The sequence below is a fragment of the Porphyromonas sp. HMSC065F10 genome (assembly GCF_001808555.1).
Lineage (GTDB): Bacteria > Bacteroidota > Bacteroidia > Bacteroidales > Porphyromonadaceae > Porphyromonas_A.
This window is the reverse complement of the sequence record NZ_KV793714.1, coordinates 1-650: the sequence shown is the minus strand read 5'-3', so window position 1 is coordinate 650 and position 650 is coordinate 1. Positions and strand designations below refer to the sequence as shown.

Annotated in this window: 2 protein-coding genes; both read right to left on the bottom strand. The window is 51.5% G+C overall.

The features are described 5' to 3' along the window. Positions 1-199: hypothetical protein (locus HMPREF2890_RS00015; RefSeq protein ID WP_148130617.1), on the bottom strand; the 199-nt coding region annotated here is incomplete at its 3' end. Next, positions 168-557: an ISAon1 family transposase N-terminal region protein gene (locus tag HMPREF2890_RS00010; RefSeq protein WP_083289694.1), complete on the bottom strand. Its 390-nt coding sequence runs from the start codon at positions 555-557 to the stop codon at positions 168-170. The genes HMPREF2890_RS00010 and HMPREF2890_RS00015, both read right to left, overlap by 32 nt. Positions 558-650: the final 93 nt, after the last annotated feature.

Below are 650 nucleotides of genomic sequence, written 5' to 3'. Positions count from 1 at the left end.
ACTCCTTGAGGATCGGCACCCTGATCTTTTTTTGACCTCCCTCTCGCCGGACCTCTATGTCGTCTTGGCAGAGCCTGCCGTCCCGCTCTGCCTCGCGGAAGCCACTCAGATAATCCTTGTACCACCGGTCAAGACGCTTCGCATCCGTCCCGAGGACATAGGCGATATTACCAATGCTTATCGGCTTCCCCTCGACCAATTTCTTTTAAAAAAGCACCGAACTTCGGTGTGCATTTGATCCCTTCGATCGTATACTTATAGGTGTTGAAAAAGGACTCTCGACCACCCTTCTCCTTCCACCGACGGCGGCGTATGTAGATGAATGCCTCGCGACCGGCTATGGGGAAAGTCTGGATCTCGCAGGGATTCATATAGCCGCATCGAACCACCTCCTTCGCCTTCGCCAGCTCACGGGGATAATGGCTCTCGTCGTCCTTCTCGTCCATATAGAGTCGGTAGACCCCGCACTCCTTTTTCACTTCCTTCAGCTCAAAGTCGCGAAGGATCTCCTCCGGAACAAATGCCGATATCAACTCCCTTATCTCTGCTGTTTCCATACGCTAAAACTACTGTCTGGTCCCTTATCTATTGTCTCCTCAACAAAGGTAATCTCTTTTTCCTCCCCCTCCCAGCACATCAAAATGCGAATT

What these genes read in the sequence shown, in the direction of transcription:
- HMPREF2890_RS00010 (WP_083289694.1), bottom strand. Translation starts at nt 557, where the DNA reads ATGGAAACAGCAGAGATAAGGGAGTTGATATCGGCATTTGTTCCGGAG.